Origin of the sequence: Streptosporangium saharense (assembly GCF_014203715.1) — a bacterium.
Lineage (GTDB): Bacteria > Actinomycetota > Actinomycetes > Streptosporangiales > Streptosporangiaceae > Streptosporangium > Streptosporangium saharense.
The window spans coordinates 549,098-573,352 of the sequence record NZ_JACHJP010000001.1 but is presented as its reverse complement, the minus strand read 5'-3'; the positions used below and the strand labels follow the sequence as shown (position 1 = coordinate 573,352).

Sequence of the window (24,255 nt, the reverse complement as noted above, 5' to 3'; positions counted from 1 at the left end):
CCACCCGGTTGGATCCGTCTCGCCCGGATCGTCCTAAGGTCTGTTTCCTGGGACCCTCGTCACCTTCGAGGACCCCAGGAAACAGACCCGGCACGCCCTCTACTAAGGAGAAGCGCAGATGCCCACCCGCAACCCCCGTGCGGTCGTCACCTTTCCCATCGTGCTGAGAGAGCTGACCGTCCTGCGTGTCTCGGACGTCACGCCGGGGATGCGGCGTGTCACCCTCGGCGGCGAACAGTTGCGCGCCTTCACCCGCGACGGGCTCGACCTGCCCGGACTGCGTTCCGACGGCTTCGACGACCACGTGAAGTTCTTCTTCGGCGTCGGGGACGAGCCGCCCGTGCTGCCCAGGCAGAACGTCAGCAGCCTCGACTGGCCGGTCGGCCAGCGTCCGCTCGCCAAGGACTACACCCCGCGCCGCTTCGACCCCGAGGCCGGTGAGATCGACTTCGATTTCGTACGGCACGACGGTGGCGTGGCCTCGTCCTGGGCCGAGCAGGCGAGCCCCGGGCAGAGCGCCTGGATCGCCGGGCCGAAGATGTCCCACGGTCACCCCGAGGGGGCCGACTGGATCCTGGTCATCGGCGACGAGACCGCGCTGCCCGCCATCGGACGCTGGCTTGAGGAGATGCCCGAGGGCACCAGGGCCAAGGTCCTCATCGAGATCGGAAACCCCTCTCACCAGCAGGAACTGCCGACCAGGGCCGAAGCGGACATCATCTGGCTGTCGCGCGACGGCGCCCCGGCGGGCACGACCGACCTGCTTGAGCGCGCCGTACGAGACCTGGAGTGGCTGCCCGGAACCGTGTTCGTCTGGGCGGCCGGGGAGACGATCGCCCTCAAGGGCGTCCGGCGCCACCTCGTCAACGAGCGGCAGGTGCCCCGCGAGTGGATGCACCTCACCGGCTACTGGCGGCGCACCGAGACCTCGCACGCCCCCGCGAACGCCGACTCGCCGGACGCGGAGGTCCACGAGGAGGACGAGGACGACGCCCACGAGCGGCTGCACGAGCTGACCGACCTGGCGCCCGGCTTCGCCATCAGGGCCGCGATCACGCTCGGCCTGGTGGACCTGGTCAACGCCGGGGTGCGTGACCTGCCCGAGCTCGCCCGGCGCGCCTCGGCCGACCCGGAGACCCTGGGTGTGCTGATGTCCTACCTGGTGTCGCTGGAGGTGTTCGGCCTCGACGAGGACGGCGGCTACCGGCTCACGCCCATCAGTGACGAGCTGGTCGAGGATGACCACTCCGCCGAGGAGTACCACCTGGGCGGGGCGCACGCGGCCCTCGACCTGTCGCTGTCCGGGCTGGTGCACACGCTCCGCACCGGCCAGGCCGGTTACCGCACCTTCGCCGGGGAGACGCTGGGCGCCGCCGTACGGACCGACGAGGCACTGGGCGGCTCGGCCCGCTCCGTCGTCGAGGAGACCGCGCTGTGGGTCGCGCCCGGCGTCGTCGGCGCCTACGACTGGAGCGCGGCGACCTCGCTCACCACGGGCGGCAGCGGGGCGGGCAGCATCGTCAACTCCCTGGTCAAGGCCTTCCCCGCGCTGAAGGTGCGGATCGCGGCCCTGCCGTCCGCGCTCGGCGTGCTCAGGGACAGCGTCCTCGACACCGACGTGCTGCCGAAGGTCGAGCTTCTCCCCTCCGCGAGCGCGGTGCCGCCCGGCGGGGACGGCACCTACCTGCTGGCGCACCTGCTGAACTGGCTGCCCGACGACGACGCCGTGCAGGTGCTCGCCGAGACCGCCAACGGCCTGCCCGACGGCGCCGACCTGGTCCTGGTCGAGCCGTGCATGCCGGGCAGCTTCGACGACCCCGAGGACGCGCTCCAGCACCTGCGGCTCAAGTGCGCCTTCGGTTCGGGGCTGCGCTCCGCCGAGCAGGTCGAGAAGCTCGCCTCCCAGGCCGGGCTGCGGACGCGCCAGTCCAAGGACATCGGCTGGGACCACCGCCTCTGGGTCTTCGAGGCCGCCCGCTGAGGCTCGTACTCCACGCCGGGGGATCCGAGGGTCCCCCGGCTCACCCCTGGCCGGTTCGGTAGACGGCGCCCCGGCGTTCGTACTCAAGGACACGTTCGACGTCGAGGGAGAGGTCGATGCCGTGGCCGCGCTGGACGAGCCACAGGGCCAGTTCGAGGCCGCTGGTGACCCCGGCCGACGTCACGAGGTCGCCGTCGTCGACCACCCGGGCGTCGACGACCTTGCCGCCCTGTTCGGCGAGTTTGTCCCTGCTCATCCGGTGGGTCGTGCAGGGCCGTCCCCTGACCAGGCCCGCCGCCCCGAGCAGCAGCGCTCCGGTGCAGACCGAGGCCATGACCGGGCGTCGGCGCCGGGCGGCCCGCAGCGCGGCGGGGATCACGCCCCGCCTGATCTCCCTGGCCACGCCCGGCCGTTCGGGGTCGAGCACGTCGCCGCCGGGCACCAGGATCACGTCCGCGCTCTCCGGCTGCCAGGGGGCGCGGACCTCGATCCTGGTGCCGCAGCTCGCGACGACAGTCCTCGGCCCCTCGCAGGTGACGAGCGTCGTCTCGATCGGCGCGCCGAACTTGCTCGCGATGTCCAGCGTCTCCAGCGGCGCGGCGAAGTCGAGCTCCTCGACACCGTCGAAGAGCACGATGTGCACCCGCCGCAGGGACACGTGGCTTCCACCGCCGGTCATGGCGGTCGGGACGAGCGCGGCGGCGCTCTGGAGAAGGGTTCTGCGTTCCATGGATCACGAGTCTGTGCGCGAGAGCTGGGACGGACCAGCGGCGTGAGTGCCGTCGTGCGCCAGGTTCTGGCCGTGTCTGCCCCCGCCGTACCCACTGTGCGGACCGTCGCCGTGTTGGCGTTTCCCGGGGTTGTGGCGTTCGACCTGGGGGTGCCCTGTCAGGTGTTCTCCAGCGCGTACGCGCCCGACGGGACTCCCCTCTACCGGGTCATGGTCTGCGGGCCCGACGACGTGATGGCCACGGCCGTCGGCACCGCGTGCTTCCGCCTGCGCCCGGAACACCCGCTGCGCGACGCCGCCCGCGCGGACACGATCGTGGTGCCCGGCCTGGCCCGTGACGCCCCCGAGGTGGCGCCGGAAGTGCTTGATCTTCTCCGTACGGCGGTGCGGCACGGCGCCCGGGTCCTGTCCATCTGCACCGGCGCGTTCGTGCTCGCCAGGGCCGGGCTGCTCGACGGTCGCAGGGCCACCACGCACTGGCGGATGACCGGGGAGCTGGCCCGCGCCCGCCCCCTCGTCGAGGTCGAGCCGAAGGCCCTCTACGTCGACGCCGGGCAGGTCCTCACCTCGGCGGGGGTCGCGGCCGGGCTCGACCTGTGCGTGCACGTGGTGCGGAGCGACCACGGCCCCGCGGTCGCCGCGGACGTCGCCAGGGGCGTCGTCATGGCCCCGGAGCGCGAGGGAGGGCAGGCCCAGTTCGTACGGCATCCGCCACCCGGGCCCGGCGAGACCGACCTGGGGCCGACACTGGGCTGGATGCGCGAGCACCTGCACCGGCCGCTGACGCTCGCCGACATCGCCCGCCGGGCGAACACCAGCGTCCGCAACCTCAACCGCCGCTTCCAGGACCAGGTGGGGACCACCCCGCTGCGCTGGCTGCTGCGGGCCAGGGTCGATCGGGCGCGTGAGCTGCTGGAGAGCACGAACCTGCCGGTCGAGCGGGTGGCGGAGCGCTGCGGCTTCGGCTCGCCCGCGACCTTCCGCGCCCGTTTCGCCCAGCGGTCCGGCGTCAGCCCCAGCGCCTACCGCGCGGCCTTCCGCTTCCACGAGACCGCCCGCCGGGAAAACCGGAACGTTCAGGACGTCTGAGCGGACGTCCTGGGCGTCCCGGGAATGTCCGGGAGACGTCCCAGAAGCCACCCGACAAATCCGGATAAATCCACAAAAAGCTAAATAAAAAGCGAGAAAGGGGACGGGTGGCGCCCCGTCCCCTTCCCCGCTTCCGCTCAGATCACTGGTCAGACCAGGTCAGAGAGGTCAGAAGCCCGCGGTGATCCTGGTGAACTCCCACTCGGCCTGCGGAACGCCGCCGCCGTTGACACGGTCACGGTTGACCGCCCAGAAGCTGAACCGGGTCAGGCCCTTGGACTTGGCCCAGTCACGGATCTGGGTCCACTGGGCCGGGCTGGTGGTCTCGCCCTGGTCGGACTTGCCGTTCATGCCGGAGATGCCCATGTGCGCATAGGCGTCGGCGTCGCTCCAGCCGTAGGCGCTCTTCAGCGCGCTCTTGAGGCCCTCGGAGGAGTTGACGGTGTCCTGGTACATGTCGGTGCCGCTGAAGTTGAACGGCATGATCGTGAAGTTGTCGATCGGCGAGCCCAGGGCCTTGGCCTGGTTGACCAGCCGGACGCCGGCCGCGCTCAGCGCGGTCTTGAACGTCGGGATGGTGACGACGATCTTCACGTTCGGGTTCTTCTGCCGGACGATCTTCAGACCGTTGAGGATGCGGTCCTGGACCGTGTAGTTCTCGAACTCGTCGGTGTTCTCGATGTCGAAGTCGACGGCCGCGGGGCCGAGGGCGTCGATGACCTTCTGCACCGCACCGGCGAAGGCCTCGGGGGTGGAGCAGTTCGGGCCGAGCTTGTTGCCGCTCCAGCCGCCGAAGGAGATCTCGACGCTGCCGCCCTTGGACTTGATCGTGTTGATCGCCGAGGCGTCGGAGCCGCCGGTCAGCGGACGCTGGCCGTCCCAGGCCGGGTTGCAGCCGTTCTGCGCGAGGATGAAGGCCATCGTGAAGGCCTTGACGCCGGTCGCGTCCATCACGGTGCCGGGGTTGGGCGGGTTGCCCCAGCCCATGTAGAGGTACGGCGCGCCGGGCAGCTTGCCGGGGTTGGGGTTGGTGCAGCCGCTGGTGGTGGCGCTCACGTCGCGGCCCGCCGACTCGCCGACGGAGTTGTAGGCCTTGATCGTGTAGCTGTGCGCCTCGCAGGTGCCCAGACCCGAGATGGTCGCGGTGGTCGCGGTGACCTGCGCCTTCTGGGTGGTGCCCTCGTAGACGCGGTAGCCGGTCACGGTGCCGCTCGACGCGCCCCAGGTGAGGGTGATGCTGCTGTTGGTGGTGGTCGCCGAGGCCGTACCGGGCTGACCGGGGGCGCCGTTGCCGCCCTGCGTGGTCGCGCTGACCGGGGAGCTCTCCGGCGAGCGGTTGCCCGCGCCGTCACGGGCGCGCACGGTGTAGGTGTAGGTCGTCGAGGCGGTCAGGCCCGAGTCGGTGTGGCTGGTGCCGGTCACGGTGGTCACCAGGGTGCCGCCGCGGTAGACCTCGTAGCCGGTCACGCCGACGTTGTCGGTCGAGGCGTCCCAGGCCAGGGAGACACTGTTCGCCGAGGTGCCGGTGACCCGCAGGTTGCCCGGGGTCGAGGGCGGCGTCGGGTCGCTGGGACCGCCCGTGCTGACCTTCCACAGGGCCGGGACCCGGTCGGGCTCCCAGCCGGGCAGCGAGGTGTGGCCCTGCAGGCACTGGTAGTCGACACCGTTGTGGGTGACCACGGCGCCCGTCGCGTAGGACGTGTAGGGAGCCCAGGCCGCCGCGACGGCCTGGATGCTCGTCTGCGCCGCGCCGACGTCCGCCAGCGCGGGAGCGCCCAAGCCCGTCATGGCGACGGCTAAGAGCGCGAGGATGAGGACACGAAATCTCACGTCACACTTCCAGAGGATGGGGGGTGTTCTGGCATGCCCGCCGCTGTCCCGCACGAGCGGGGACGGCCACGGGCCGGAGTGCGTCTTCCACCGGGCGGGCCGTACCGAGATGTCACGTCGGCACTGCCTGGCCGGCATGTGGAGCGAGACAGGGCCGCGTTCCGTGCACGCACTGAAGCGATCCCGTTAAGCGCGAAGGGGCAGGTAAACACCCCTTCACCGTTTTTTCCATTAGGAAACTTTCCTAATAGATTCGGATTGTAACGTCGCTCTGACGCCCCTGCAAGAACCCCCGTAAAAGCGCCTCTGACAACCGGTCCGCCGTTTCCCGTCATGAACGGGCAGGCACCCGGCACCCTCTGGCGCGTTCCCATCTGCCGGTTCTCCCCGGACCCGCCACACAATCGCCCGGGGAGAACGCACCGGAAAAAGACCGCGACATTTCCTCCTTGCCGGGGACTACCGCTGCCCGGCGAGCCACTCCTCGAAGGTGGTCGGCGCGATGCGGGCGCCCTCACCGGGCAGCAGCACCTCACCGGCCATCTGGACCCCGAACGGCCCCTCCCAGGTCGGCACCAGCCGCACCGTACGGCCAAGCGCCTCGTGGGTGCGCCTGGCCATGTCCACCAGGTCCTGCGTCTCCGGCCCCGCCACGTCGGGGTGGTATCCCCCGGGCTCACCCGTGGCGACCTCGGCGAGGACGGCTGCCACGTCGGCGGGCGCGATCGGCTGCACCAGCAGCGGCGCGATGGTGGCGACGCCGTCCTGCTCGGTCCAGCTCGCCACCATGGCGGCGAAGTCGTGGAACTGCGTGAAGGGCACGATCGTCCACGGCACCGGCCCCTCGGAGATGAGCCGCTCCTGCTCCCGCTTGCCCGCGTAGTGCGCGTTGCCGTCCACCTTGTGGATGCCGACGATCGACAGCAGCACGTGGTGGCGGACCCCCGCCCGCTTCCCGGCCGCCAGCAGGTTGCGCGTCGTGGTGCCGAAGTAGGCAACCGTCTCGTCCCGGTCCCCCGGGCCCGCGTTGGTGGCGTCGACGACGGCGTCCACCCCGGCCAGGGCGGCGTCGAGCCCCTCTCCGGTCGTCAGGTCGACGCCGAGTGAGCGGCTGACGCGCACGACCTCGTGCCCCTGCCCCTCAAGGGCGGCGACGGTGAGAGCCCCGATGTTGCCGGTGGCCCCGGCGACTGCGATCCGCATGATGATCTTTCCTCCCCAGTTGACCTCCGTACGGTATCTCGGACTAAAAAGATCTGCAATGTCTTAGATAGACTCATGGCATGAAGCTGCCCGTGAGCACCGAGTGGGTCCTGCACTGCGCCACGTCCCTGGCGCAGCTCGCGCCGGGAGAGATCGCGTCGGCGACGCAGCTCGCGCTGTACTACGACCTGCCCTCGCCCTACCTCGCCAAGCAGTTGCAGTTGCTCGTCAGGGCCGGGGTGCTGGCCGCGACGACGGGTCCCCGGGGCGGGTTCAGGCTCGCGCGGCCCGCCTCGGAGATCACGCTCCTGCAGATCGTCGAGGCGGTCGGCGGGGCGGCCTCGCCGTACGAGTGCAGGGAGATCCGCAGGCAGGGACGCGGCGCGCTGCCCGAGGAGGACTGCCGGAACACCTGCGTGCTGGCCAGGAAGATGGCCGACGCGCACGACGCCTGGCGGAGCAGTCTGGCCGGGGTCTCCCTCGCCGACATCCTGGACACCCTGCCCGCCACGGCCCCCGCCCGCACCCGCTCCCGGCTGCTGACCCAGCCCTGACGTCGGGGGTTAAAGGGGCCGGTAGAGGGCGACGAAGAGCGGCCAGGTCAGGTCGGCCATCTCGGCGGGCGTGCGCGGGCAGCCGCGCTCCAGCCAGTCGGCCGCCACCCCGACCAGCGCCCCGGCGGCGAAGGCCGCGGGCACGTCGTGCGGATCGCCGTCCGGTGCGCTCTCCCCCGCGGCCTGACGTGCCCCGGCATGTCCGGCGGCGGTGGCGCGGCGGCGGATGTGGTCGATCACCCGCGCGCTCCCGCTCGGCCCGAGCAGGGCGCGGTAGAGCCCGGCGTGCTCGGCCAGCGTGGTGAAGAAGGCCAGCAGCTTCCCGGGGGCGTCCCGCGTCGCGTCCGTGCCGGGACCGGGTACGGACCCGATCAGCTCGTCGATCATCACGGTGCAGGCGGCCTCGGCCAGCTCGTGGACGTCCCGGTAGTGGTCATAGAAGGTGGAGCGGCTCACCCCGGCCCGTTCCGCGACGTCGGCCACGCTGAGACGCGACAGGTCCCGCTCCTCGACGAGCTCGATCAGCGCGCGCTGCAACGCCTTCTGGGTACGGCGCACCCGCCGATCACCGAGGGCTCTGCTCGTGGTCACAGGACAAATCTACCTTCTCCCTACACATGTAGGTTTTCCTCCATATGTAGGTTACGTTTGACAGCGGGGGTCAAGGCCGACGGCGCGGGCATCACGGCCCGAGGCGAGGCCCCGTAGACCATTCCGTTCGGAGGTTCGGAGGAGAGGCCCGCGTGACTACCGACGAGCAGGTCCTGAACTACCCGTTTCCCGGCGAGACGGCACTTGAGCCGCCCGCCGAGTGGGAGCGGTTGCGCGAGCAGTGTCCCGTGGCCCACGTGCGGTTGCCCAGCGGCGACCAGGCGACGCTGCTGACCAGGTACGACGACGTCAAGCGAGTGCTGGCCGACCCCCGCTTCACCCGCCAACTCACCGCGCCCGACGCGGCCCGGCTCTCCGCCGAGGGCGGCGGGGTGTTCAGCGGGGAGATGTCGCAGATCATCCCCGACATGGGCGAGGGCCACCTGCACTGGCGGCGCCTGGTCGCCAGGTGGTTCACCGCCAAGCGGATGATCGCGCTGCGGCCCGCCATGACGGAGATCGCCGACCGGCTCGTGGACGACATGGTCGCCGCGGGGCCGCCCGGCGACCTACGGGCCGCCCTGGGCTTCCCGCTGCCGGTCTACGTGATCTGCGACATGCTCGGCGTGCCCGCGGAGGACAGGGACCGCTTCTCCCACTGGTCGGACGCGCTGCTCAACCTCACCCGCTACACGAAGGCGGAGACCGAGGCCTCCCAGGTCGAGTTCTTCCAGTACATGTCCGAGCACGTCACCGCCAAGCGCGCCGAGCCCGGCGAGGACCTGCTGAGCGAGCTGATCGCGGTCGGTCCCCCGGAGGACGGCGGCCTGTCCGACCTGCAGATCGTGGTCACCGGCATGGGACTGCTGGTCGCCGGGCACGAGACCACCGCCAACATGATCGGCAAGATGGTCGCCATGCTGCTCGGCGACCGGAGCCGGTGGGAGCGGCTGCTGGCCGACCCCTCGCTGGTGCGCACCACGGTCGAGGAGGCGCTGCGCCTGGACGCCAACGCGGGCTTCGGCCTGCCGCGCTACCTGCACGAGGAGATCGAGGTCAGCGGTACGGCGCTGCCCCGCGGCACCACCGTGATCTGCAGCATGGCCTCGGCCAACCGGGACGAGGGCGTCTTCGACGCGGCGGACGAGATGGACCTGGGCCGCTCCCCCAACCAGCACCTGGCCTTCGGTTCCGGGATTCACTCCTGTCTCGGCCAGGCGCTCGCCCGTACCGAACTGCAGGTGGTCCTTGAGGTACTGCTGCGCAGGCTGCCCACCCTGGAGCTGGCCGTACCCCAGGAGGAGCTGCGGCGGGTCGAGGGGCTGGCGGTCGGTGGGCTGAGCGAGCTGCCGGTCCGGTGGTGAATCCCCCGGAGACGAGAGGAGCCTTGAGTATGAAGGTGAGCGTGGACCAGACGAGGTGCTGCGGCGCCGGGCAGTGCGTGCTGACCGTGCCCGAGGTCTTCGACCAGCGCGAGGAGGACGGCATCGTCGTGCTGCTCGATCCCGAACCCGCCGAGGAGTTCCACTCCACGGTCCGTGAGGCCGCCGCCGTCTGCCCCACCTCCGCCATCACGGTCCACGAGGACTGACCCCCGGGAGCCATTTCCGTGACGTTACGATTACTCCCGGTGCCCATTCTTCTGGCCTCGCGTTTCTCGCCATGTCACACCCCACCCCGGCCACATATACCGTCAATGGCGACAATCACCCGGCACGCCATTTCCACACAAAGGCATATATTAAGCGCTTCCCCTTTCAAAACAATGCCCAGGCCGCTCGAAAAGAAATGCAATCCATACCCTGGGGCCATACACACCGCCTTTCTCGTCGTGCGATACATGAGCTGCACCACCTCTCCACGACGGCTATTCGACAGAAAGGCAGAACCTCATGAGCGACACCGAGAGCGTCAGCAAGGAAAGCCTGGCGGCGGCCCCCAAGATCTGGCGGCACACCATCCAGGCCAACCCGGCCGCGGCGGCCGCGTTCGTCAACAGGGCCCCGGCCCAGCAGGCGGGGGAAGTCTCCTTCGCCAACCGCTCCGACGGCCGGGTCGACGTCTACTACTTCCTCTGACGGTCCGGTTCTGATCTCGGCGAGCGTCTGACCCCTCAGCGGGGCCGCCCAAACGGGCGGTCCCGTTTTTCGCGTGCGCGGACGGAAAGCCCGACGATTCCGTATCATCATCCGCTCGTTACATGAAATTAATGTTCAAATGATATGCTGGAAACAATCACCCTGACGTGCGCCTAGCATCGTCGTTCAACGGCCTGGAAACCGCGAAAGGAATCAGCCGATGAACGACGAACACAGCCAGACCGCGCTCATGGCGGCGGCGGCCCGCGCGGCCCATCTGGTGGTCGACAGGAAGCCCTTCGTCTTCGAGGACACCCTCGCCCACTCCCTGCTCGGCGACCGGGCGGAGGAGTTGGTCGGCTACCACCGCGCCTACGGGGAGCACCTCATCCTGTCGGGGGTCCGCGCGCAGGTCACCACCCGCAGTCGGTACACCGAACGCCGCCTGGCCGAACTGGTCGAGGACGGGCTGAAGCAGTACGTGATCCTCGGCGCGGGCCTGGACACCTTCGCCAACCGCTCGCCGCTGGCCGGGCAGGTGACGGTCTTCGAGGTCGATCACCCCGCCACCCAGCGCTGGAAACGCGACCTGCTCACGGCGGCGGGCCTCGCCCCCCAGGCGGGGCCCGTCTTCGTCGAGACGGACTTCGAGACAGACGACCTCGTCGAACGGCTCGTCGCCCACGGGTTCGACCCGGCCGAGCCCGCGCTGGTGAGCTGGCTCGGCGTCAGCATGTATCTGACGGGTGAGGCCATCGGCACCACGCTCACGGCGGTCGCCGGTCTGGCCCCCGGCAGCGAGCTCGTCATGGAGTACGCCCTGGCACCCGGCCTGTGCGACGAGACCGCGACCGCCTTCACCAAGCTGGCCACGGCAGCGGCGGCCGAGCGCGGTGAGCCCTGGCTGAGCTTCTTCACCCCCGAGGAGCTGTCCGCCACGCTCGCCGAGCACGGCCTGACGGTCGCCGAACATGTGGGTCAGCGGGAGGTGGCCGATCCGGAGAGCTGGCGGAGCAACGAGAAGCTGCTGCCCGCGGAGAGCTGCCGTCTGGTCCGCTCAGTGGTCGCGGCCCCCGCCGCGTGACCTGCTGAGCAGCCACAGCGCGGCCGTCACGGCCGCCACGCTGAGGATTCCCCCGGTGAGCAGGCCGAGCAGGGTGTCGAGACCCTCGGACTCACCGAGCTCGACCCCCATGACGACCACCAGCAGCACCAGGATCACGACCTCGACCGCCAGGACGGCGGCGGCCAGGGCGTAGAACTTCGGGCTGAGGAAGACGCCCCGCCTCGGCGCCCGTGGCGGGGCGCTCAGCTCGGCGGCCGGTCCCACACTGGCGGCTCTTGGCCGCTTGTAGTACTCGAAGGCCACCCAGGTGCCGCACGGCTCCCAGCCGTCGGGGGCGAGCAGCGCGGCGACCCCGGGACGGCGCGGCTCCCTGCGGTACTCCCACTGCTGGGCCCTGCCGGGGTCGCGGACGCTGACGAACAGCCCCTTCGCGTCGACCCGCTCGACCTCCCAGCCCTGCGCGCCGTACTCGTCGAGCATCTTGACGTCGTGGAACAGGTCGGCGGTCCAGCGCCATGCGCGGGCGCCCTCCTCCGGTGGGGCCGAGGCGCCGGTCAGCTCGACGGCCAGTTCGTCCGCGGGGCCGAACTCCTCCTCGGGGTCGCCCCCGCTCTCGGTGAGGTAGGCCCGCAGGTCGGCGACTGTCGCCTCGACCCGCTCCGCGGACATGCCCGCCCCGGTCAGGGCAGTGGTCAGCCGCTCGAAGTAACCGCTCATCGTGACACCTTCTCCCCGCCGCCCCTGCTTGCCTCGCCCCTGCCGAGTACGGCGCGCACCGACTCGTCGAAGCTCAGCCACAGCCCGCTCTGCTCGGCGAGCGTCTGCCTGCCCTGCTCGGTGAGCCGGTAGTAGCGGCGCCCCGGCCCGCGCTCGGTGACCCGGAACTCGGCGGTGACCAGCCCCGCCTCCTCAAGCCGGTTGAGCACCGGATAGAGGGTGCCCCCCTTGATCTGGCCAAGACCCGACTCGGCCAGGTCCTTGGCGATCTCGTAGCCGTAGTTCTCCCCGGCCGTCAGACTGGCCAGGACCAGCAGGTCGAGAACGCCCTTGAGCCAGCTCGCACGTCGGTCGCTCGTCACGCTGGCGATCCTACCTATGCCGCTTCCCTGACCAGCTCGGTTCGCTTCCGCTGGGTGAACACGATGGCGAACAGGTCGATCATCGCGTGCACCAGGATCGGCACGAGCAGGTCACCGGTCCTGAAGTAGACGAAGGTCAGGCTGAGCCCCGCCACGGAGACCGCGAGCATGCCGAACCAGCCCTGGTAGAGGTGGCCCGCGACGAACACCGCGAGCGCGAGCGCCGCCGCGACCTCCCTGCTGAGGCCGAACGCCTCGGTGCCGACCGCGATGAGCAGCCCACGGAAGACGATCTCCTCGGTGATGCCCGCGGTCACCGACAGGCCCGCGGCGTACCAGCGTTCGGCCTTCGTGCGCGGCAGCAGGTGCTCGGCGGCCAGTTGCTTCCGCGGGGTGGCGCTCCTGGAGGAGGCCCATCTGCGGGCGAACAGGATGACCGTCAGGAAGAGCACGGCGCCGACGACCATCCCGAGGGTGGTGCTCGGCGGCCTGCTGAACTCCAGCCCGAGGTCCGCGAGGTCGAGGCTCGGCTCGATGGCGACGATGAGCAGCGCCACCCCGGCCAGCGCCCACAGCTCGGCGCTCCAGAGCATGATCATCCTGCGGTAGATGGTGGGGTCCTGGTCTCGGGTACGGCCGAGCCTGTCGTAGGTGCGCTTGCCGATCAGGGGGCTGACGGCGACCAGATAGACGACCAGGACGGCCGACAGTCCAAGGGCCAGCGGGGTGAACGACATGGGGGAACCTCCGTTTGGTGCTTCGCTACCTAAACCGTAGAGCAATCTAGTTAGGGATACAACCTAGGTTGCTCTGCCGTTCCTACCGACGAATTGAGTTGTCTTGACAGGAAAAATCGTCGGCAATAGTCTGCGGTCGGACGAGAGCACAGCGAAGGAGCGAGACCCATGCGCATCGTGATCAGCGAGTTCATGAGCCTGGACGGCGTCGTGCAGGCACCGGGCGGCCCCGAGGAGGACACCGACGGCGGCTTCACCCACGGCGGCTGGTCACACCCGTTCTTCGACCCCAAGGTGATCGGCGGCTTCTTCGACGACGGGCTCACGGCGGCGCAGGCGCTGCTGTTCGGCCGCCGCACCTGGCAGACGATGGCCTCGGCCTGGCCGGAGCGCGGCGGCGACCCGTTCGCCGACCGGATGAACTCCATCCAGAAGTACGTGGTCTCGGGAACCCTCCGCGACGACGACCTGACCTGGGAGAACACCACCCTGCTGCCCGGGGAGAAGGCAGTCGCCCACATCCGGGAGCTGCGCGAACGCGACGGCGGCGACCTCCTGGTCATGGGCAGCCCCACGCTGGTGCGCACCCTGCTGGGCGAGGGCCTGGTCGACGAACTCAGACTCGTCGTCATGCCGGTGCTCCTCGGCGGCGGCAAGACGATCTTCCCCGCCGACGGCGCCCTGAGCACCTTCGACCTGGTCTCCTCGATCACCACCACCACGGGCGCCCAGGTGTGCGTCTACCGGTCCCACCGGTAGAACAGCAGCCCTCTCCGGATGCCGTCGGAGAGGGCTGCTGCGTTTTACCCCGGTAGGGCCCGTACGGTTCACAGAATGAACCGCGACCGCCGCCGTGAAGGCCGCTCAGGCCCTACCGGGGAGTCTTTACCAGCGCCGCCCGCGACTCGGCGGCTTGAGCACCGCGATCAGCGCGGAAACGCTCAACACGGCCATGAGAATCAGAATCGGCACGGAAATCGAGGCGGGGTCGGCCACGGCCCAGATGGAAAGGGACAGCAGCCCGCCCAGGAATACGAGGGCGGCGACGAACTCGACCAGGCTTTTCGTCTTCGAGGACATGGGTTCTCCGGTTTCTCCGGCTCTCCGGACTTTTCGGCTTCTCGGCTTTCCGGCTTTTCGGCTTTTCCGGAACGGATGGACAACCTCGGCGGGAGGGACTCCGGAAGACGGAGCCAGGCGAGATCGCCCATGGACACCCCCGCCGAGGCCGTTCGAAGAGACGGCTCAGGCCATCGGCCGCCTGTGGGCTCAGGCCACCAGCCGTCTGCGAGCGACGATCACGTCCTGCGCGCGTGGCGCCCACTCCGCCGTAGGAATCGCGGCCCACACGATCCGCTCACCACCTCGGATGACGTAGGTCCCCCACCGTCCCCCGCACAGCAGCACGACCAGCAGCAGCCCCCTGCCCCCGACGGCGAGCGGGTCGTACGGTGGCACCACCCTGGGCGCCTCGTACCAGGTCCCGGGGTCACGAACCTCCACGATGAGCAACCCCATGCCCGCCGTCAGGCCGACATGGATCGTGCCCGTCAGCTCCGGGTGCTGGATCGCGTTGGTCACCAGTTCGGAGACCACGAGGAGGAGGTCGTCCCGTACGGAACAGTCCTCCCCGACAATGCTCAGCGCCTTCTCCCTGGCAATCGGAACCGACTCCGGATCCCTTTCCAGGACGAATTCCCCCAGCGGCCTTTCCCGCCAGGATTGTCCGATTGCCATAGGAATCACCCACCTTCTCCAGGCCGTCCGGCTATAGCGCAAATATCCGCTGAGCCGTACAACGAAGTCCTTGACTGTGCCCTTGTGTTCCCTTGGGCAGTTCCCAGAGTGCCGTCAACCGGTTACCTTCTGAACGAGGATTCCGCGCACATCTATTAGACGGATGCGCGGAATCTGTATGTCGCATCTGTAGCACCTCGGTATCAGGAGGGTCCGTGCCTGCCCCCAAGAAGCTCGACCCCAACCCGAAGACCCCGCTGGCCGCCCTAGGCCTGGCACTCCGCTACTACAGAGAGGCCGCAGGATTCACCCAGGAACAGCTCGCCGACCGTGTCTCCTACAGCCACAGCCAGATCGGCCAGGTGGAGCGGGCCGGTCGCCGTCCGGCAAGGGGTCTCGTCGAACGATGCGATCGAGTGCTGGGTGCGGAGGGCGAGCTGCTCAAGCTTTACGACGCCACAGAGGCAGAGAGCACGCCGAGCTGGTTCAGGTCGTGGGTGGAAGTGGAACGGGTCGCGACCTCGATCCGATCCTGGGAACCGCTGGTCGTCCCGGGTCTGCTCCAGACGGAGGAGTATGCCAGAGCAGCTATCCGGGGAGAGCCTGGACTGACGGAGGAGGCCGTGGAGAGCAAGCTGGCGGTACGAATGGCTCGCCAGAACGTGTTCCTCCAGGAAACTCCTCCCATGCTGTGGGCGGTGCTTGATGAGTGCGCCCTAATCAGGCCCGTGGGAGGCAAGGAGGTGCTGCGTGGACAGCTTGAGCATCTACTTGAAACGGTAGAGTCTCCTTACATCAGCGTCCAAGTTTCCCCCCTGGAGTTGGGCTCAACCACCGGCATGCTCGGTGGCTTCGCCTTGGCAACGATTCCCGGAGCCAGGGACACGGCGTATCTGGAGTCCGCAGGAACGGGCCAGGTCACCGACCAGCCCGAGACAGTTAGATACATAAGCATCCGGTATGAGGCCATTAGGGCGGACGCCCTGTCTCGCAGGGAGAGCAAGCGCCTAATAGAGGAGAAGATCCGAAAGTGGACCTAAACGACGAGCTGAAGGAAGCCTCGTGGAGGAAGGCGACTAAGAGCAGCTCCAACGGCGGCAACTGCCTTGAGGTCGCTCCGCTCTCCGGAGGCCGCGTCGGCATCCGTGACACCGAAGCCCCCGACCAGGCCCCCTACGTCGTACGCGCCGCCGTTTGGGACGCCTTCATCGACGGCGCCAAAAAGGGCGAGTTCGACTTCTAACCCCTATCTCGCGGACCACGGTTCCCAGCGGCCGTAGGGAATGCCAAAACGCCCGCGAGCCGTACAGCAACAAAAAAAGGGGGCTCCGCCCACCCTCGGACGGCGCCCCCCACCAGGCAAAACCCCTCCCTTAACCGAAAGCCGACTCGGAGTCAGAGGAGATGCCAGCGATGAACCTGAGCGAAGAGCTTGAAAACGCCTCCTGGAGAAAGGCCACCAGGAGCGGCTCCAACGGCGGCAATTGCCTTGAGGTCGCTCCGCTCTCCGGAGGCCGCGTCGGCATTCGCGACACCGAAGCCCCCGACCAGGCCCCCTACGTCGTACGCGCCGCCGTCTGGGACGCCTTCATCGACGGCGCGAAGAACGGCGAGTTCGACTTCTGACCTTCCGCCGCAGGAACACCTGCGCACCGCCCTGTTCCCGACCTCTCAGGTCAGTGCATCGTGCTGGTCCAGCCACTTCAGGATCGCTTGGTTCGTCTCTTCCGGCTTCTCCTGCTGGATCCAGTGACCGCAGTCAAAGCTGACCACCTCCACGTTGGGCACGAACTCCGCCAGGTTCGCGCCCCGTGCGATCACATCCCTGTCGCCGTAGATCATGAGTGCGGGCTGGCGGATGATCGGGTCCACGTCCGCCAGCAGGTGCCAGTTGCGGTCGAGGTTCCGGTACCAGTTGATGCCGCCCGTGAATCCCGATGATTCGAAGGCGGAGACGAGGACGGCAAGTTCGCCGTCGCTCATGATGGGCTCACCGAGTGGTGTTTCCGATCTGGCGAGATCGATCAGCGCCATGCCCGGCTGAGGCTCTCTGGGGGGCTCGTTCTTCCGGTAGAGGTTGCGGAGGAACTGGAAGGTGTGGTCTTCGAACACGGCGTCCGCGACACCCGGCTGCCGATTGAAGTGGACGAAGTAGAAGTCGCCGCCGAGCATGTCCTCCATGAACTCGATCCAGGGCTTCTCTCCGCGCTCCTGGTAGGGCAGGCTCAGGTTGATCACCTTGCTCACCCGGCTGGGGTGCAACAGGGTCAGCCCCCAGACGACGAACGCGCCCCAGTCATGGCCGACGAAGGTGGCGTCCTCGTATCCATAGTGGTCGAGGAGCGCGACAAGGTCACCCGACAGGTGTTCGATGTCGTAGTCCGTCACTTCGGCCGGGCGGGACGAGTTGCCGTAACCCCGCTGGTTCGGTGCGATGACGTGATAACCGGCCGCGGCGAGAGCGGGCATCTGGTGGCGCCAGGAGAAGGCGTGCTCCGGCCAGCCGTGACAGAGCACAATGGGTTTTCCCGCGTTCTCCCGGCCCGCTTCGAAGACTTCGAGCTCCACACCGTTGACCGGAACGATGGTGGGCTCGGGAAAATCGATTGGACTGAGCATCGCGCTTCCTCTTCATCTTTTCTGGGTGATCGGTTTCGTGTCGCCATCTTGCCGACCGAAACCGGTCACCTCATGACCGGTTTGTGTGAGAGTTTTGTGGGGTGCGAACCGACCGGCTGGTGGCCGCCCTCCTCCTGCTCCAACGGCGCGGGCAGGTGACAGCGGCGGAGGTCGCCCGAGAGCTGGAGATCTCCGAGCGCACTGCCCGCCGCGACCTCGACGCCCTGGCCATGGCCGGGGTGCCCGTGTACTCCACGCAGGGCCGGGGCGGCGGCTGGCGCCTCGTGGGCGGCGCCCGTACCGACCTGTCCGGATTGACCGCGAGCGAGGCCCGCGCCCTGTTCCTGGTCGCCGGTCCGGCCTCGGCCGCGACGCCGACCGTGAAAGCGGCGCTGCGCAAGCTCGTCCATGCCCTGCCGGAGCCCTTCCGGGTGCAGGCCGAGGCGGCGGCGTCGTCGGTGGTCATGGACCCGCGACGCTGGGGGTCAAGCCGGGTCGAGCACCGACCACCTCGCTTCCTCGACGAACTCCAGGACGCGGTGATCCGCGGCGTCCAGGTACGGCTCGGCTACGTCGACAGCAAAGGCGCAGAAACCGAGAGAACCGTCCACCCGCTGGGCATCGTCGCCAAAGGACCGACGTGGTACCTCGTCACCGACACCGACGCCGGTCGACGGACGTTCCGGATCGACCGCGTGTCATCCGTCGAGCCGACCGACGACCCCGTGCACCGGCCCGAGGACTTCGACCTCGCCGAGAGCTGGCGCGAGATCGCCGACGAGGTCGACCGCAGGCGAACGCCCCTTGAGATCCGGGCGGTATGCGTACCCCACGGGATAGGCCTGCTCCGGATAGCCTTCGGCGGCCGACTCGAAGTGGGAGGTCCCACGCCCGACGGCCGCGTCGAGGTCGCGATCCGCGGCCAGGACGAGCACATGATCGCCGGCGAGCTCGCCGGACTGGTCGAATGGATCGAGGTGACCGGCCCTCCGGAGGTGCGAAACCACCTGGCCTCGATCGGCAACGCGCTCATCGAGCGATACGGCTGAGACCGGCAGGTGCGCGTGTGTACGTACCATCAGGTTCTGGAGAGAACGGCCCTCGCTGTGACCATTCGACCTGAAGATCATGCGGTGGCCGTGTCGGCCGCAGGAGAACGCCTGGGCGGCGAAGACCCCCGGACAGGAGAAGTTCGCCACCAAGCCTCAGCTACAGCAGGCGTCTCTGGACGACGTCGGCGATGACCGCGTTCACGACCCTGCCGACCTCCCCGGGACCCGGCGTGGGTCTCCCCCGGTCGGCGAACAGCAGGTGCCCGGCACCGATCAGCGAGAGTGCCAGCGCGTCCACGTCGGCGTCCGCCGCGATGCGGCCCATCTCGCACTCCTCGTTCAGGTAGGCCGCGACCATGGTCACGGCCTCCGTCAGGACCGGGATGCCCGGGGCCGGACGAGTCCGACGCAGCCGGACGCGTAGTTCGTCCCGGAAGATGATGAGACCGACGATCGCCACGGCGACCGGATCGAACAGGTCGGCCAGCGCCTCGGTCAGGTTGCCCGCGACGTCACCGGTCCCGGCCGAGCCTCGCAAAGTGGCGGCCTGGCCCTCAAGCCGGGTGATGCGGTCCCCCACGAGGTCGGCGAGGAAGGCGTCGAAGTCCTCGAAGTGCCGGTGCAGGACACCCTTGGCGACGCCCGCCTCGGTCGTGACCGCCCGGCTGGTCAGGCCGTTCGCCCCGTCCCTGAGCAGGATGCGCTCGGCGGCGTCGAAAAGCTGCTGCCGTACGTCCCGAAGGGCCACCCCGGTCGGCATCCCGTTCCTCCTTCGCTCACCGCGAACCACTGCCCGGTTGTCGAGTGGGCACGTGCCCACTATGGTGGGCGCATGCCCACTATAGAGCCCCAGCGAAACAAGGCACATGAGGCCAGGCAGATGGCCGAGTCGTTCGGAGTGGACACCGAACGCTACGACCGGGCCAGGCCCGACTATCCCGACGACCTGGTGCGACGGATCATCGCCGCCGCCCCCGGCCCTGACCTCCTCGACGTCGGCTGCGGCACCGGCATAGAGGCCCGGCAGTTCCTGGCGGCCGGATGCACGGTCCTCGGGGTCGAGCCGGACGCGCGGATGGCCGGGTTCGCCCGCCGTACCGGAGTCGAGGTGGAGGTCGCGACCTTCGAGGACTGGGATGACGCGGGCCGTACCTTCGACGCGGTCGTCGCCGGGCAGTCCTGGCACTGGGTGGACCCGGTCGCGGGCGCGGCCAAGGCGGCGCGGGTGCTGCGGCCCGGCGGCCTGCTGGCGGTGTTCGCGCACGTCTACGACCCACCGCCCCTCGTCGCCGAGGCCTTCGCCACGGCCCTCAGGAAGGTCGTCCCCGACTCACCGTTCAGCGCCGCGCCGCCGAAACCGGCCGGGGACATCTACCGGCTGATGTTCGCGACGTTCGCCGACGGCATCCGGCAGGAGGCCGGGTTCGGCGAGCCGGAACAGTGGCGGTTCGACTGGGAGCGCCACTACAGCCGCGCCGACTGGCTCGACCTGCTCCCCACCACCGGCGCGCTCACCCAGCTCCCCCCGGACAAACTGACCGAGGTCCTGGAGAGCGTCGGAGCCGCCATCGACACCCTCGGAGGCGGCTTCACCATGCCCTACACAACCCTGGCCCTCACCGCACCCCGGACCACCTGACGTCTACCGTACGGCTGACGCGGCACACGGCACCGGCGCCGACGGCCCGCCAAGCCACACCTCCTGGCGTCCATCGGCGGTGACGGTCAGGCCGAACTCCTCGTGCCCCGGCCTCCCCCGCTCGACCCACCACCGATACGCCACCTCAACCTCGTCCCACAAACTGCGCGGACCACCCTGGTAGACCCGCGAGTCCCCGTCGAAATACACCGCCGCCCACGACCGGTCGGCCAGGCCGTACAGCCACATCGTCTGCACTCCCCGAGGGCTGCGCGCGTAGGTGCGGGCGCACTCGGGAACCAGCAGGCCGAGCACGAAGTCGAACGCCTCGTAGCCCGACTCGTCCACGACCTCCGCGACCGGCACGCCGGTGATCGAGCGGCGAGTGCCGTCGGGCCAGTCCTCGCCCGGGGAGAGATAGTCCTCGTGGTCGGGCCACTCCAGGCGCTGGGAACGCACGTGCATGAACCGGGTGGCCCAGGAGAACCGCCCACCGGCGGTGCCGTCGCCGTTGACGACCAACCGGGCGACGGCGCTCTGCCCGCTGTAGCGAGTCCCCCAGGGCATCACGATCACCCCACCGGGCCGGGTCTGCTCGATCCACGCCCGCGGCACGTTCCGCACACCCGCCGTCACGAGGATGCGATCGTACGGCGCGCCCCCCGGCCAGCCGAGCAGGCCGTCCCCGACGACGAGCCTCGGATGCCACCCGGCCGAGGTCAGCGCCCCGCACGCGACCTCGGCCACCGCCTCGTCGATCTCGACGGAGGTGACGTTCGCCTCGCCGAGCCGGGCCGACAGCAGGGCTGCGCACCACCCCGTACCGGTGCCGACCTCCAGCACCTTCGCCCCGTCGAACACCGACAGCTCGGCGAACATCCAGAACACCAGGCTTGGAGCGGAGCTCGAACTGCTGGCCACCTGGCCGGGGTCGGTGCCGGTGTGGAGGCCGTCGTCCCACTGGGTGGCGATCGGCACATTGGCGTCGGCCCAGCGCCGCCACCCTTCAGGATCGTCGGCCCTGGAGACGGCACTCCCACCGTCCGGCCACATCGTCTCGGGCAGGAACAGCTCCCGAGGAACCTCCTCGAAGGCCGCCTCCCAGTCGAGCCCACGCAGCTCCCGCCGCCCGGCCTCCAAGGTCACTTCTCGGACTCCGGCTTTGGCTCCGGCTTCGCGTGCTTACCCCTCGGCGCTCCCCCATCCAACTCCGGCCCCTTCGGTCGGTCTTCGGCCGGTTTGCCTTCGTGGTCTCCCATGCGCGTGCCTTCCTTCCTCTGGCGGGCTCCCAGCTCGGGAGCTTGTGATGATCAAGAAACGATATGCGGCACGGGCGTGGATGGCTCGCCCAGCCATACTTCCTGGCGTCCATCGGCGGTGACGGTCAGGCCGAACTCCTCGTGCCCCGGCCTTCCCCGCTCGACCCACCACCGATGCGCGCTCTCAACCTCATCCCACAGATTGCGCGGACCGCCCTGGTAGACCTGCGAGTCCTCGTCGAAGTACACCGCCGCCCAGGACCGGTCGGCCAGGCCGTACAGCCACATGGTCTGCACCCCCTGTGGGCTGCGCGCGAAAGTACGGACGCAGTCGGGCACCAGGAGACTGATCGCGAAGTCGGAGGCGGCGTAGTCGGATTCGTCGATGATCTGCGCGGATGGCAGATCCGTGGTCGAGCTGCGTGTGTCGGCGGGCCATCCCTCTCCGGGGAGGTAGTCATCGAACTCGGGCCAGTCCAGACGTTGGGAACGCACGTGCATGAACCGGGTGGCCCTGGAGAACCGCCCGCTGGCGGTGCCGTCGTCGGCGACGACCAACCGGACGACGGCGTTCTGCCCGCTGTAGCGGGTGCCCCAGGGCATCACGATCACCCCGCCGGGCCTGGTCTGCTCGATCCAGGCCCGGGGAACCTCGTGAACGCCGACCGTCACGAGGATGCGATCGTACGGCGCGCCCTCCGGCCAGCCGAGCAGGCCGTCCCCGGTGACGACCTCGGGGTGCCAACCGGCGACCTCCAGGGCCTTGCGCGCGGTGTCGGCCACCGCCTCGTCGATCTCGACGGAGGTGACGTTCGCCTCGCCGAGCCGAGCCGACAGCAGGGCGGCACACCAGCCGGTGCCGGTGCCGATCTCCAGCGCCCTCGCTCCATCGAACACCGACAGTTCGTCGAACATGAGCAGCACGGCGGTGGGCATCGAGCTGGAGCTGGTGGCCAGCGCGCCGGGCGCGGAGCCGGTGTGACGGCCGTCGTCCCACTGGGTGACGATGGGCACGTCGGCGTCGGCCCAGTGCCACCACCCATCGGGATCGTTGGTCCTGGAGACGGTGATATGCCCCTTCTCAGTGGCGGGCCACATCACCTCGGGCAGGAAGAGATGCCGGGGAACCGTCTCGAAGGCGGTCTCCCAGTCCGGGGTCAGCATCCCCGTCTCCATCAACAGATCACGCAGCTCCCGCTGCATGCTCACTTCTTCGGGCCCTCGTTCGGCTTCTCGTGCTTTCCATGTGGGACGGCACCGTCCGAGTGCGCCGGCGTCAGCTTGCCTTCGTGGTCTCCCATTCGGCTGTCTTCCTTTCCTCGCCTGCCCCCAATCTGGAGCGCTCGCGGTCATCGTAATCTCACGATGAGATACCAGGGAGAAACAATTCAATAACCACGGTATTACGAGATCTCTGGGATGATGGGCGATGTGTGGGGCGGTAAGTCTGGTCTGTACGCAATGGCGACGTGCGGCTCTCCATGGTAATTCGGAGATGTTGTCGCCATCCTGTCCCGTGTGAACGCGGATCGGACTGTTGGGAAAGACCCGTTCCGGGAAGGAACGAAGTCGATGACCGGCTACACGCCGAATTCAAAATAAGAAAGGCGAAAACCCGTGATCGACGACAAGTATCTCACCTGGTTCAATGACGAGTTTGGCTACGTGGATGGTTTGACATGGTGTTCGGCCACGTCACCCCACGACGTCCTGGCCGCGTACGGCGTGGCCGCCACCGAGGCGGAGCCCACCACTCTCGCCCTGCTTCCCGAGCTTCGCCTGCTTGTCGGCCGTCTCGGCAAAGGCACGCTGGTGATTCAGCCCAACGGCTGCCCAACGAACGATGTCCTGCGACCTCTCGCCCAGTACGGACCGTGTCTGAGCGTCCATTGGAGCGACACCACGCCGCCCGGAATCACCTACGTCACGGGCGAAAAACCCGCGATTTTCTTCGATCCCTTCGACTGGGAATTCATTCCAGAACCCGACATCGAAAGCGTCAATAAATGGATTTCCGCCACACCCGCGGGATACGACACATGGAAGGACGACTGGGCCAGGGCCGCCCTGATCACCGCCGAGTCGCTCTTCGGAGAAAAGGTCGACGAGAAATGGGTCAGGGCATCGCACACGGGAGTTCCGCAGAACGCGTCATGACCGGGAACGCGAGGCGAAGGTCACGACCGTGAGAAGGGCCACGGCGAGGGCCAGGACCGGTACGGCGCCGAGGTTCAGGAAGAGGGCGGCGCCCGCCAGGGCTCCGGTGAACAGGGCGGCGATCGAGACCGAACGGCGCAGCCCTGCCCGTTCCGGCGGGTCGGCGGCCAGGCGGGTGAGGGTGCTGGTCAGGACGGTGATGGTCACCAGGTCGGGCACCGCGAGCCGACGCGCCGCGGCGTTCTGCAGGCCCATGCCGTACCCCAAAAGGGCGATCAGCGCCGCCCGGACACCCACCGTGCGGTGACCCGCGAGCAGGGCGACCACGAGGGCCACCGCGACCAGGAGCGCGTGCGCGGCCGTGAGGATCGTGAACTCCCGCCGCGCGTCCGGCATCCACCGGGCCAGGCGCCCGGTGCTCCAGGCCCCCGCAGTGAAGACGGCGACGGCCAGGGGCGGGGCCCACACCGACAACTGCGGGTCCCCGGCCAGGGCGAATCCGAGAAAGGCCACGTTTCCGGTCATGTTGGCGACGAAGACCCGGCTCAACCCGAGGAAACTGAGCGCGTCCACGAGCCCGGTCGTGACGGTCAGCACCACCAGCAGAGCGGGCAGCACCCCGTGCCGGTTCTCCCCAAAATCAAACAGCAGGTCAGAAACCCACCGAAACCCACCCCTCACAACCGTCCCCATGTACGGCTCATCCCCGTGCTCCCCACCGCCGTGCCGACGTGAGACGGTTCCTACCCGCGAAAACGCACGGCCCCAACCGGAGGGTGGCCGCATCCGGTCGTTGGGAACTCCGGTGGTGGCGCGGCCGTTTGGGCAGATGATCACATCTCACACGCATCGGT

At 68.8% G+C, this 24,255-nt stretch carries 28 protein-coding genes; 14 read left to right on the top strand and 14 right to left on the bottom strand.

What is annotated here, in order from left to right:
- Window positions 1–118 precede the first annotated feature (118 nt).
- Window positions 119–1,981, top strand: a complete 1,863-nt coding sequence (locus FHS44_RS02910; protein ID WP_184712289.1) for a siderophore-interacting protein — start codon at window positions 119–121, stop codon at window positions 1,979–1,981.
- 40 nt (window positions 1,982–2,021) lie between these two features.
- Here FHS44_RS02910 and FHS44_RS02905 read toward each other — a convergent pair whose 3' ends face one another.
- The gene (locus FHS44_RS02905; protein WP_184712288.1) at window positions 2,022–2,711 is read right to left on the bottom strand and encodes a DJ-1/PfpI family protein; all 690 of its coding nucleotides are present in this window, start codon (window positions 2,709–2,711) and stop codon (window positions 2,022–2,024) included.
- 42 nt (window positions 2,712–2,753) lie between these two features.
- Between FHS44_RS02905 and FHS44_RS02900 the strand changes: the two genes are divergently transcribed.
- Complete coding sequence (locus FHS44_RS02900) at window positions 2,754–3,800, top strand: GlxA family transcriptional regulator (RefSeq protein ID WP_312863512.1); 1,047 nt, start codon at window positions 2,754–2,756, stop codon at window positions 3,798–3,800.
- A gap of 168 nt (window positions 3,801–3,968) precedes the next feature.
- On the opposite strand, the gene FHS44_RS02895 is transcribed toward FHS44_RS02900, so the two are convergent.
- Window positions 3,969–5,630: a fibronectin type III domain-containing protein gene (locus tag FHS44_RS02895; protein WP_312863511.1), complete on the bottom strand. Its 1,662-nt coding sequence runs from the start codon at window positions 5,628–5,630 to the stop codon at window positions 3,969–3,971.
- Window positions 5,631–6,089: 459 nt separating this feature from the next.
- A complete protein-coding gene (locus tag FHS44_RS02890) occupies window positions 6,090–6,833 on the bottom strand; it encodes an SDR family oxidoreductase (RefSeq protein WP_184712286.1) in 744 nt (247 codons plus the stop codon).
- Between the two features lie 80 nt (window positions 6,834–6,913).
- Here FHS44_RS02890 and FHS44_RS02885 point away from each other — a divergent pair, with 80 nt between their 5' ends.
- Entirely contained in the window at window positions 6,914–7,387 is a 474-nt protein-coding gene (locus FHS44_RS02885) for an RrF2 family transcriptional regulator (RefSeq protein ID WP_184712285.1), read from the top strand.
- Between the two features lie 9 nt (window positions 7,388–7,396).
- Here FHS44_RS02885 and FHS44_RS02880 read toward each other — a convergent pair whose 3' ends face one another.
- Complete coding sequence (locus FHS44_RS02880) at window positions 7,397–7,978, bottom strand: TetR/AcrR family transcriptional regulator (RefSeq protein WP_184712284.1); 582 nt, start codon at window positions 7,976–7,978, stop codon at window positions 7,397–7,399.
- A 152-nt stretch (window positions 7,979–8,130) separates the two neighbouring features.
- Here FHS44_RS02880 and FHS44_RS02875 point away from each other — a divergent pair, with 152 nt between their 5' ends.
- The 4 genes from FHS44_RS02875 to FHS44_RS02860 all read left to right on the top strand — a co-directional run bounded on the left by FHS44_RS02875 (window position 8,131) and on the right by FHS44_RS02860 (window position 11,140).
- A complete protein-coding gene (locus FHS44_RS02875) occupies window positions 8,131–9,342 on the top strand; it encodes a cytochrome P450 (protein ID WP_184712283.1) in 1,212 nt (403 codons plus the stop codon).
- A gap of 29 nt (window positions 9,343–9,371) precedes the next feature.
- The gene (locus FHS44_RS02870) at window positions 9,372–9,569 is read left to right on the top strand and encodes a ferredoxin (RefSeq protein ID WP_184712282.1); all 198 of its coding nucleotides are present in this window, start codon (window positions 9,372–9,374) and stop codon (window positions 9,567–9,569) included.
- Window positions 9,570–9,870: 301 nt separating this feature from the next.
- Window positions 9,871–10,056 (top strand): hypothetical protein, encoded by a 186-nt coding sequence (locus tag FHS44_RS02865; protein ID WP_184712281.1) that lies wholly within the window; start codon window positions 9,871–9,873, stop codon window positions 10,054–10,056.
- 220 nt (window positions 10,057–10,276) lie between these two features.
- Window positions 10,277–11,140: a class I SAM-dependent methyltransferase gene (locus FHS44_RS02860; protein WP_184712280.1), complete on the top strand. Its 864-nt coding sequence runs from the start codon at window positions 10,277–10,279 to the stop codon at window positions 11,138–11,140.
- On the opposite strand, the gene FHS44_RS02855 is transcribed toward FHS44_RS02860, so the two are convergent.
- From FHS44_RS02855 to FHS44_RS02845, 3 genes are read right to left on the bottom strand one after another with little or no spacing between them, the layout of a single operon-like run.
- Window positions 11,114–11,839: a hypothetical protein gene (locus FHS44_RS02855; protein WP_184712279.1), complete on the bottom strand. Its 726-nt coding sequence runs from the start codon at window positions 11,837–11,839 to the stop codon at window positions 11,114–11,116. The genes FHS44_RS02860 and FHS44_RS02855 overlap by 27 nt on opposite strands.
- A complete protein-coding gene (locus FHS44_RS02850) occupies window positions 11,836–12,201 on the bottom strand; it encodes a PadR family transcriptional regulator (RefSeq protein WP_184712278.1) in 366 nt (121 codons plus the stop codon). The genes FHS44_RS02855 and FHS44_RS02850 overlap by 4 nt, the downstream gene beginning before the upstream one ends.
- A gap of 14 nt (window positions 12,202–12,215) precedes the next feature.
- Window positions 12,216–12,938, bottom strand: coding sequence for a CPBP family intramembrane glutamic endopeptidase (locus FHS44_RS02845; protein ID WP_184712277.1), 723 nt, complete (start codon window positions 12,936–12,938; stop codon window positions 12,216–12,218).
- Window positions 12,939–13,106: 168 nt separating this feature from the next.
- Between FHS44_RS02845 and FHS44_RS02840 the strand changes: the two genes are divergently transcribed.
- Window positions 13,107–13,697 carry a dihydrofolate reductase family protein gene (locus tag FHS44_RS02840; RefSeq protein WP_184712276.1) on the top strand — a complete coding sequence of 197 codons (591 nt, stop codon included), beginning with the start codon at window positions 13,107–13,109 and terminating at the stop codon, window positions 13,695–13,697.
- 126 nt (window positions 13,698–13,823) lie between these two features.
- Here the strand turns inward: FHS44_RS02840 and FHS44_RS02835 are convergent, their stop codons facing one another.
- Both FHS44_RS02835 and FHS44_RS02830 read right to left on the bottom strand, forming a co-directional pair.
- Window positions 13,824–14,018, bottom strand: coding sequence for a hypothetical protein (locus FHS44_RS02835; RefSeq protein WP_184712275.1), 195 nt, complete (start codon window positions 14,016–14,018; stop codon window positions 13,824–13,826).
- 189 nt (window positions 14,019–14,207) lie between these two features.
- Window positions 14,208–14,675 (bottom strand): ATP-binding protein, encoded by a 468-nt coding sequence (locus tag FHS44_RS02830; RefSeq protein ID WP_184712274.1) that lies wholly within the window; start codon window positions 14,673–14,675, stop codon window positions 14,208–14,210.
- A 215-nt stretch (window positions 14,676–14,890) separates the two neighbouring features.
- On the opposite strand from FHS44_RS02830, the gene FHS44_RS02825 reads away from it, so the two are divergent.
- The 3 genes from FHS44_RS02825 (at window position 14,891) to FHS44_RS02815 (ending at window position 16,301) form a co-directional block, all read left to right on the top strand.
- The gene (locus FHS44_RS02825; protein ID WP_184712273.1) at window positions 14,891–15,715 is read left to right on the top strand and encodes a helix-turn-helix domain-containing protein; all 825 of its coding nucleotides are present in this window, start codon (window positions 14,891–14,893) and stop codon (window positions 15,713–15,715) included.
- On the top strand, window positions 15,706–15,918 hold the full coding sequence (locus FHS44_RS02820) for a DUF397 domain-containing protein (protein ID WP_184712272.1): 213 nt from the start codon (window positions 15,706–15,708) through the stop codon (window positions 15,916–15,918). The genes FHS44_RS02825 and FHS44_RS02820 overlap by 10 nt, the downstream gene beginning before the upstream one ends.
- 170 nt (window positions 15,919–16,088) lie before the next feature.
- On the top strand, window positions 16,089–16,301 hold the full coding sequence (locus tag FHS44_RS02815; protein ID WP_184712271.1) for a DUF397 domain-containing protein: 213 nt from the start codon (window positions 16,089–16,091) through the stop codon (window positions 16,299–16,301).
- Window positions 16,302–16,346: 45 nt separating this feature from the next.
- Here the strand turns inward: FHS44_RS02815 and FHS44_RS02810 are convergent, their stop codons facing one another.
- Window positions 16,347–17,294 carry an alpha/beta fold hydrolase gene (locus FHS44_RS02810; RefSeq protein WP_184712270.1) on the bottom strand — a complete coding sequence of 316 codons (948 nt, stop codon included), beginning with the start codon at window positions 17,292–17,294 and terminating at the stop codon, window positions 16,347–16,349.
- A gap of 101 nt (window positions 17,295–17,395) precedes the next feature.
- On the opposite strand from FHS44_RS02810, the gene FHS44_RS02805 reads away from it, so the two are divergent.
- Window positions 17,396–18,343 carry a helix-turn-helix transcriptional regulator gene (locus tag FHS44_RS02805; protein WP_184712269.1) on the top strand — a complete coding sequence of 316 codons (948 nt, stop codon included), beginning with the start codon at window positions 17,396–17,398 and terminating at the stop codon, window positions 18,341–18,343.
- Window positions 18,344–18,503: 160 nt separating this feature from the next.
- Here the strand turns inward: FHS44_RS02805 and FHS44_RS02800 are convergent, their stop codons facing one another.
- Window positions 18,504–19,106 (bottom strand): TetR/AcrR family transcriptional regulator, encoded by a 603-nt coding sequence (locus tag FHS44_RS02800; RefSeq protein WP_184712268.1) that lies wholly within the window; start codon window positions 19,104–19,106, stop codon window positions 18,504–18,506.
- A 72-nt stretch (window positions 19,107–19,178) separates the two neighbouring features.
- Here FHS44_RS02800 and FHS44_RS02795 point away from each other — a divergent pair, with 72 nt between their 5' ends.
- Window positions 19,179–19,985 carry a class I SAM-dependent methyltransferase gene (locus FHS44_RS02795; RefSeq protein WP_246435055.1) on the top strand — a complete coding sequence of 269 codons (807 nt, stop codon included), beginning with the start codon at window positions 19,179–19,181 and terminating at the stop codon, window positions 19,983–19,985.
- Window positions 19,986–19,988: 3 nt separating this feature from the next.
- Here FHS44_RS02795 and FHS44_RS02790 read toward each other — a convergent pair whose 3' ends face one another.
- Together FHS44_RS02790 and FHS44_RS02785 are read right to left on the bottom strand one after the other, a co-directional pair.
- Window positions 19,989–21,131, bottom strand: coding sequence for a methyltransferase domain-containing protein (locus tag FHS44_RS02790; RefSeq protein WP_221460299.1), 1,143 nt, complete (start codon window positions 21,129–21,131; stop codon window positions 19,989–19,991).
- A gap of 164 nt (window positions 21,132–21,295) precedes the next feature.
- Window positions 21,296–22,447, bottom strand: a complete 1,152-nt coding sequence (locus tag FHS44_RS02785) for a methyltransferase domain-containing protein (RefSeq protein WP_221460298.1) — start codon at window positions 22,445–22,447, stop codon at window positions 21,296–21,298.
- A 414-nt stretch (window positions 22,448–22,861) separates the two neighbouring features.
- On the opposite strand from FHS44_RS02785, the gene FHS44_RS02780 reads away from it, so the two are divergent.
- On the top strand, window positions 22,862–23,401 hold the full coding sequence (locus FHS44_RS02780; protein WP_184712267.1) for a hypothetical protein: 540 nt from the start codon (window positions 22,862–22,864) through the stop codon (window positions 23,399–23,401).
- Here FHS44_RS02780 and FHS44_RS02775 read toward each other — a convergent pair.
- Window positions 23,396–24,019 carry a YoaK family protein gene (locus FHS44_RS02775; protein WP_221460297.1) on the bottom strand — a complete coding sequence of 208 codons (624 nt, stop codon included), beginning with the start codon at window positions 24,017–24,019 and terminating at the stop codon, window positions 23,396–23,398. The genes FHS44_RS02780 and FHS44_RS02775 overlap by 6 nt on opposite strands.
- Window positions 24,020–24,255: the final 236 nt, after the last annotated feature.

What these genes read in the sequence shown, in the direction of transcription:
- FHS44_RS02835 (WP_184712275.1), bottom strand. Translation starts at nt 14,018, where the DNA reads ATGTCCTCGAAGACGAAAAGCCTGGTCGAGTTCGTCGCCGCCCTCGTA.
- FHS44_RS02795 (WP_246435055.1), top strand. Translation starts at nt 19,179, where the DNA reads ATGCCCACTATAGAGCCCCAGCGAAACAAGGCACATGAGGCCAGGCAG.
- FHS44_RS02865 (WP_184712281.1), top strand. Translation starts at nt 9,871, where the DNA reads ATGAGCGACACCGAGAGCGTCAGCAAGGAAAGCCTGGCGGCGGCCCCC.
- FHS44_RS02870 (WP_184712282.1), top strand. Translation starts at nt 9,372, where the DNA reads ATGAAGGTGAGCGTGGACCAGACGAGGTGCTGCGGCGCCGGGCAGTGC.
- FHS44_RS02800 (WP_184712268.1), bottom strand. Translation starts at nt 19,106, where the DNA reads ATGCCGACCGGGGTGGCCCTTCGGGACGTACGGCAGCAGCTTTTCGAC.
- FHS44_RS02845 (WP_184712277.1), bottom strand. Translation starts at nt 12,938, where the DNA reads ATGTCGTTCACCCCGCTGGCCCTTGGACTGTCGGCCGTCCTGGTCGTC.
- FHS44_RS02785 (WP_221460298.1), bottom strand. Translation starts at nt 22,447, where the DNA reads ATGCAGCGGGAGCTGCGTGATCTGTTGATGGAGACGGGGATGCTGACC.
- FHS44_RS02830 (WP_184712274.1), bottom strand. Translation starts at nt 14,675, where the DNA reads ATGGCAATCGGACAATCCTGGCGGGAAAGGCCGCTGGGGGAATTCGTC.
- FHS44_RS02860 (WP_184712280.1), top strand. Translation starts at nt 10,277, where the DNA reads ATGAACGACGAACACAGCCAGACCGCGCTCATGGCGGCGGCGGCCCGC.
- FHS44_RS02840 (WP_184712276.1), top strand. Translation starts at nt 13,107, where the DNA reads ATGCGCATCGTGATCAGCGAGTTCATGAGCCTGGACGGCGTCGTGCAG.
- FHS44_RS02855 (WP_184712279.1), bottom strand. Translation starts at nt 11,839, where the DNA reads ATGAGCGGTTACTTCGAGCGGCTGACCACTGCCCTGACCGGGGCGGGC.
- FHS44_RS02810 (WP_184712270.1), bottom strand. Translation starts at nt 17,294, where the DNA reads ATGCTCAGTCCAATCGATTTTCCCGAGCCCACCATCGTTCCGGTCAAC.
- FHS44_RS02905 (WP_184712288.1), bottom strand. Translation starts at nt 2,711, where the DNA reads ATGGAACGCAGAACCCTTCTCCAGAGCGCCGCCGCGCTCGTCCCGACC.
- FHS44_RS02910 (WP_184712289.1), top strand. Translation starts at nt 119, where the DNA reads ATGCCCACCCGCAACCCCCGTGCGGTCGTCACCTTTCCCATCGTGCTG.
- FHS44_RS02815 (WP_184712271.1), top strand. Translation starts at nt 16,089, where the DNA reads ATGAACCTGAGCGAAGAGCTTGAAAACGCCTCCTGGAGAAAGGCCACC.
- FHS44_RS02885 (WP_184712285.1), top strand. Translation starts at nt 6,914, where the DNA reads ATGAAGCTGCCCGTGAGCACCGAGTGGGTCCTGCACTGCGCCACGTCC.
- FHS44_RS02890 (WP_184712286.1), bottom strand. Translation starts at nt 6,833, where the DNA reads ATGCGGATCGCAGTCGCCGGGGCCACCGGCAACATCGGGGCTCTCACC.